General features: G+C 62.6%; 6 protein-coding genes and 1 pseudogene. 1 reads left to right on the forward strand and 6 read right to left on the reverse strand.

Features of this window, described 5'->3' with window-relative positions; genetic code table 11:
• The 6 genes from EN969_RS14640 to EN969_RS14665 all read right to left on the reverse strand — a co-directional run.
• On the reverse strand, positions 1-455 hold a 455-nt coding region (locus tag EN969_RS14640), incomplete at its 3' end, for a YbaY family lipoprotein (protein WP_206525158.1).
• 126 nt (positions 456-581) lie between these two features.
• Entirely contained in the window at positions 582-1,058 is a 477-nt protein-coding gene (locus tag EN969_RS14645; RefSeq protein WP_013532478.1) for a molybdenum cofactor biosynthesis protein MoaE, read from the reverse strand.
• Position 1,059: 1 nt separating this feature from the next.
• Positions 1,060-1,317, reverse strand: a complete 258-nt coding sequence (moaD, locus tag EN969_RS14650; protein WP_013532479.1) for a molybdopterin converting factor subunit 1 — start codon at positions 1,315-1,317, stop codon at positions 1,060-1,062.
• Between the two features lies 1 nt (position 1,318).
• A complete protein-coding gene (pgsA, locus tag EN969_RS14655; protein WP_013532480.1) occupies positions 1,319-1,915 on the reverse strand; it encodes a CDP-diacylglycerol--glycerol-3-phosphate 3-phosphatidyltransferase in 597 nt (198 codons plus the stop codon).
• Between the two features lie 97 nt (positions 1,916-2,012).
• Complete coding sequence (uvrC, locus tag EN969_RS14660) at positions 2,013-4,076, reverse strand: excinuclease ABC subunit UvrC (protein ID WP_013532481.1); 2,064 nt, start codon at positions 4,074-4,076, stop codon at positions 2,013-2,015.
• Positions 4,073-4,837 carry an SDR family oxidoreductase gene (locus EN969_RS14665; RefSeq protein WP_013532482.1) on the reverse strand — a complete coding sequence of 255 codons (765 nt, stop codon included), beginning with the start codon at positions 4,835-4,837 and terminating at the stop codon, positions 4,073-4,075. The genes uvrC and EN969_RS14665 overlap by 4 nt, the downstream gene beginning before the upstream one ends.
• A gap of 412 nt (positions 4,838-5,249) precedes the next feature.
• Here EN969_RS14665 and EN969_RS14670 point away from each other — a divergent pair.
• A pseudogene (locus tag EN969_RS14670) lies at positions 5,250-5,547 on the forward strand (porin family protein); the annotation flags it as partial.

The following is a 5,547-nucleotide window of genomic DNA, read 5'->3' on the forward strand; positions in this document are numbered from 1 at the left end:
AGCCAGAGCTGGTCGAAGACCGAAACCGTCGGCTCGGCGTTCGGGGCGACCATCTTCAGCATGATGGTCTGCGGCACGTCGGTCAGCGGATCGACCTGATGGCGCATATCGGAGATGAACAGGAGCTTGTCGTCGACGGTGATGCGGGCTTGCAACGCGTAAGTCATCTGCGACCGGATGACGGAAGGGTCGAATTTGATCTCGAAGCTGATCGGCACCTGGCCGGTCGGCTTCACTTTCTGCTCGCCGATAATGGTGGCCGGCGCATCGGCCAGCGACACATCGGCAAGTTGCACAGAGAGCACGGCACTGGGCGGCAAGGCAATGCGCTCGCGATAGATCACTTCGCCTCTCACTGCCTTTTCGGCGGCAACAGACTGCTCAGGAACGGCCAATATGCCGACGACCAGAGGCACGAAACCGAAGATGAAGAACTCCGCGATCCTGTCCAGCATGACCATCTCCCTCACCCCGGGCTGCCAATGCCCTGGGCTGCCAATGCCACGGGTTGCCAATGCCCAGGCTGACCAATTCCGCCAATTGGCCAAAGGATTGCGGTCAATGCATGGCTGCGGCGGATCTTATTCGGACGCTTTCCAGCGTTGCGCGGCCGTTGCATCGGCTTCCTTGGCCTCGACCCAGCCACCCTCCGAGCCGTCAGCCCGATGCTCCTTCTTCCAGAAGGGCGCGCGCGATTTGAGATAGTCCATGAGAAAATTCGCCGCCTCGAACGCCGCATGGCGGTGCGCGGAGGCTGCCACCACCAGCACGATGCTCTCGCCGGGCGCGATCTTCCCGTGGCGGTGGATGGCGGTGAGCCCCTGCAACGGCCAACGCTCGACCGCTTCAGCAGCGATGCGGGCGATTTCTGCTTCGGCCATACCGGGATAGTGTTCGAGCTCGAGCGCTGAGAGCGCGCCCTGCTCGTCGCGGCAAAGGCCTGAGAAGCTCACCACGGCGCCGATATCGGCGCGGCCTTGCGTCAGTCTGGCGATTTCGGCCGCGACGTCAAAATCTTGGCGCTGAATGCGCACGACAGGTATGATCCCGCCGGTCATTTCAGCCCCCGGTCATCGGCGGGAACAGCGCGATTTCGCGGGCGCCCGCGATCTTCTCGCGGTGCTCGACATGCTCCTGGTTGATAGCGACACGGATGACGTCAGGATATTGCAGCGCGTGCTCGTAGCCCTCGCCGCGCGATTTCAGCCAGCGCAGGAGATCGGCGACCGTCTCGATGCCAGCCGGCAAGTCGACGTCTTCCTCGGGCATGCCGATGCGCTCGCGCACCCAGGCAAAATAGATGAGCCGGGTCGTCATCTCACTCGTCCATGATGTGCTTGAGGCCGGCGCGGAAATAGTCGTAGCCGGTGTAGAGTGTGACCAACGCCGCGATCCACAGCAGCACCAGCCCGGTCTGGGTGGTCAGCGGAAAGATCTTGTCGCCGGCCGGTCCGGCCAAGAGGAACGCTATGGCGACCATCTGGATGGCGGTCTTCCATTTTGCCAGCTGCGTCACCGGCACCGAGACTTTCAGCGCCGCCAGATATTCGCGCAGGCCCGAGACGAGGATTTCGCGGCACAGGATGATGATCGCCGCCCACAACGACCAGCCGGCAATGCCCGCATGGCGATCGGTGTCCGCAGCCAGCAGCAGCAGGCAGGTGGCGACCAGCAGCTTGTCAGCGATCGGGTCGAGCATCTTGCCGATGTTGGAGGTCTGTTGCCAGGCGCGCGCCAGATAGCCATCCAGATAATCGGTGATCGAGGCGAGCAGGAAGATGATCAGCGCCGACCACCGGGCAAAGTCGCTCGACTTCAGATGTCCTTCGAGAAAAAAGCACAGCACCACCATCGGCACCGCGACGATGCGGGCGTAGGTGAGCATGTTGGGCAGGTTGAACGCGCGCTTGGCCATATCCGGGAAACTCTTTCTGCCTGCCTACTCAAATCAGAAGCGAATGTGGGGGGTCAACAGGCCAGATTCGACAGGCCAGATGAAAGTGCCAGATTTTTCAACTCTCGTGGAAGTGATTGTAGACCAGTTTCGCCACCTGCTCGGAAATCCCGTCGACTTTCCGCAGATCCTCGATGGCCGCGCGGCTGACCGCCTTGGCGGTGCCGAATGCCAGCAGCAATGCCCGCTTGCGGCCGGGACCGATGCCGCTGATCTCATCAAGTGGGCTCTTGACCATTTCCTTCTTGCGGCGAGCCCGATGCGAGCCGATCGCGAAACGGTGAACCTCATCGCGCAGCCGCTGGACGAAATAGAGCACGGGGTCGCGGACCGGTAGGGAAAACGAGTCCCTGCCTTTGACGAAGAACCGCTCGCGGCCGGCATCGCGGTCCTGGCCCTTGGCGATGCCGATGGCAACCACGCGGTCCTCGATGCCGAGATCGGCGAGGATCTTGCGCACCGCGGTCATCTGGCCCTGGCCACCGTCGATCAGGATGACATCGGGCCAGGCCGGGAAGCTGCCGGAGATATCGTCCTCCATATCGTCTGCCGAACCGTCGGCTGCATCCCCAGCCGGGACATCGCCATGCTCCTTGAGCAACCGCGAAAACCGCCGTTCCATCACCTCGCGCATCATGCCGAAATCGTCGCCAGGCGTGATCTCGGTCGAGCGGATGTTGAATTTCCGGTACTGGTTCTTCACGAACCCCTCCGGTCCGGCAACGACCATGGCGCCGACGGCATTGGTGCCCATGATGTGCGAATTGTCGTAGACCTCGATGCGCACTGGCGGCTTCGGCAGGCCGAATGTCTCGGCGAAACCGGCAAGCAGGCGTCCCTGGGTGGAGGTTTCAGCCAGCCGGCGTCCGAGCGCTTCGCGGGCATTCTGCAAAGCGTTGTCGGTCAGGTCCTTCTTCTCGCCGCGCTGCGGCACGGAGATTGCGACCTTGCGGCCGGCGCGGGTGGAGAGCGCCTCGGCCAGCAATTCCTGATCCTCGACGCCATGCGACAGAAGAATGTTCCGCGGCGTCGGCTTGTCGTCATAGAACTGCGCCAGGAACGAGCCCAGCACCTCGGCTGCTTCCAACGCCGGATCGGCCTTGGGGAAATAGGCGCGGTTGCCCCAGTTCTGGCCGGTGCGGAAAAAGAACACCTGGATACAGACCTGGCCGCCTTCCTGATGGATGGCGAAGACATCGGCTTCGTCGACGGTCGCCGGATTGATGCCCTGGTGGCTCTGCACATGCGACAGGGCCGCCAACCGGTCGCGATAGATCGCGGCGCGCTCGAAATCGAGAGCTTCCGACGCTTGCTGCATGGCGGCCGAGATTTCCGTCTTCACCTTCTGGCTGCGGCCGGACAAGAAGTCCTTCGCCTCATTGACCAGCTCGGCATAGTCCTGGTGCGAGACCTCGCCGGTGCAGGGACCGGCGCAGCGCTTGATCTGATAAAGCAGGCATGGCCGCGTGCGGTTCTCGTAGAACGAGTTGGTGCAACTGCGCAGCAGAAAGGCGCGCTGCAGCGAGTTGATGGTGCGGCCAACGGCACCGGCCGAAGCAAAGGGACCGAAATAATCGCCTTTGCGCGAGCGCGCGCCGCGATGCTTGTAGATGCCCGGCGAGACATGGTCGCCGGTCAAGAGGATATAGGGAAACGACTTGTCGTCGCGCATCAGGACGTTGAATCGCGGCCGCAAGCGCTTGATAAGATTGGCTTCGAGCAGCAGCGCTTCGATCTCGGTGCGGGTGACGACGAACTCCATCGTCGACGTTTCGCGCACCATGCGGCCGATGCGGGTGGTGTGGAAGCGGCCTTGCGCGTAGTTGGTGACGCGCTTCTTCAGGCTGCGTGCCTTGCCGACATAGAGCACATCGCCGGCAGCGTTCATCATGCGGTAGACGCCGGGCGCGTTGGGCAGCCGCTTGACCAGCGTCTGGATCACCTCGGCGCCGATCATGCCTTCCGCGTCGCCGGCATGCGGCGTCCAGTCGATGGCGGTGAAGGCGACATCGGGACCGACGGTTTCAACGATTTCCTCGACCGCCTCGTCCTCGAGGTCGATATCGGGGGGCAGATCGTCGGTGCCGCCGCGCGGCTTGCTTTTGTGGTCTACAGGACTCATTCCGTCATGCCTGTCACATCGGGCGTCTGCCACGCAAGATGCTGGCCGCCATCAAGCGCGATCATCTGGCCGGTGACCGAGCGCGCTTCCCAGAGATAGCGGATAGTGGCGCCGAATTCCGGCAATTCCGGGCCGCGCTTGAGGATCAAGCCATCGACTTGGGCTGCAAAATCGCTGTCGTCCTGACGCGCGTTCTTCAATGTCGGCCCCGGGCCGATGGCATTGACGCGGACGCGGGGACCGAGCGCTTGCGCCATCATCTGGGTGGCTGTCCACAGCGTCGATTTGGACAGTGCATAGGAGAAGTAGCGCGGCGTCGGCCGCCAGACGCGCTGGTCTATCATGTTGACGATCAGGCCCTCCTGCCCTGCCGGTAGTGCCCGGGCGAAATTCTGCGCCAGGAGCGCGGGCGCTTTCACATGGACGGCAAAGTGCCGGTCCCAGGCCCGCCAGTCGAAATCCAGAACCGAATCGTCCTCGAACAGCGACGCGTTGTTGACCAGCAGCGAGAGCGGCCCGAGCGCTGCTTGCGCCTCGCCGATAAGGTCATCGATGGCGTCCATATCGGTCAGGTCGGCGGCGACCACTGCGGCGCGGCCACCTCCGGCGATGATTTCGGCAGCCAACGCATCGGCCTCGCTGCGCGAGCGGTTGCAATGGATGGCGACGGCAAAACCGTGCGCGGCGAGATCCTCGACGATCGCCCTGCCGATCCGCCTGGCCCCGCCCGTCACCAGCGCCGTGACAGTGGCTTTGCTCATATGGTGTCAATCCTCAATTTCGGCCCGAAAAAGCAGTGCCGGCGAAATATGGCCCGGCATGCGTTAAATGGTGTTCGCACCTTGGGCAGCATTGTGGCGAAACGGCCGTTTGGGCATCTTGGCCCGCCCTGGACTCAGGCGTGCCCGACCGCAATATAGGGTGCTGGAGTCCTTGCACCAAGCGGTGTGCAGCGCAGCACCGGATGGTTCCTGCCATTTCGCTGTTGCGAAGATGCAACGTCAAGGTTCTGCCTCATTTGCGCCGGGGAATGACCCAAGTTCAGGTTCGCTTCAGCCGCATTTTGACACGACATTTGGAACCGACGAACGCCAGATCCGTTTCCCCCCCGGACGGGTCGATGGCGATCGTGAGAAACAAGCCTGTGTCCTGTGGCTTAAGGAGTAAAGAACAATGCAAGCCAATCTCAAATTCGCACGGCCGCTGGCCGTTGCGCTCGGGCTCTTCGCCCTCAGCGGAACTGCCTATGCTGCTGACGTGGTTTCGGAAGAGCCGCCGGCACCTGCGCCGATCGCTGAACTTCCCGTCGCTTCGTGGGCCGGCCCCTACGCCGGTCTCAACGTCGGCTATGGCTTCAGCGGCCATACCAAGGAAAAGGATCTGGGTGTTGACAATGTTGACGTCGGCACCAAGGGCTTCGTCGGCAGCGTCTTCGGCGGCTATCAGTGGCAGCAAGAGAACTTCGTCTACC

Origin of the sequence: Mesorhizobium sp. M7A.F.Ca.CA.003.01.2.1, from assembly GCF_003998945.1 — a bacterium.
Lineage (GTDB): Bacteria > Pseudomonadota > Alphaproteobacteria > Rhizobiales > Rhizobiaceae > Mesorhizobium > Mesorhizobium ciceri.

What these genes read in the sequence shown, in the direction of transcription:
- pgsA (WP_013532480.1), bottom strand. Translation starts at nt 1,915, where the DNA reads ATGGCCAAGCGCGCGTTCAACCTGCCCAACATGCTCACCTACGCCCGC.
- moaD (WP_013532479.1), bottom strand. Translation starts at nt 1,317, where the DNA reads ATGACGACCCGGCTCATCTATTTTGCCTGGGTGCGCGAGCGCATCGGC.
- EN969_RS14645 (WP_013532478.1), bottom strand. Translation starts at nt 1,058, where the DNA reads ATGACCGGCGGGATCATACCTGTCGTGCGCATTCAGCGCCAAGATTTT.
- uvrC (WP_013532481.1), bottom strand. Translation starts at nt 4,076, where the DNA reads ATGAGTCCTGTAGACCACAAAAGCAAGCCGCGCGGCGGCACCGACGAT.
- EN969_RS14665 (WP_013532482.1), bottom strand. Translation starts at nt 4,837, where the DNA reads ATGAGCAAAGCCACTGTCACGGCGCTGGTGACGGGCGGGGCCAGGCGG.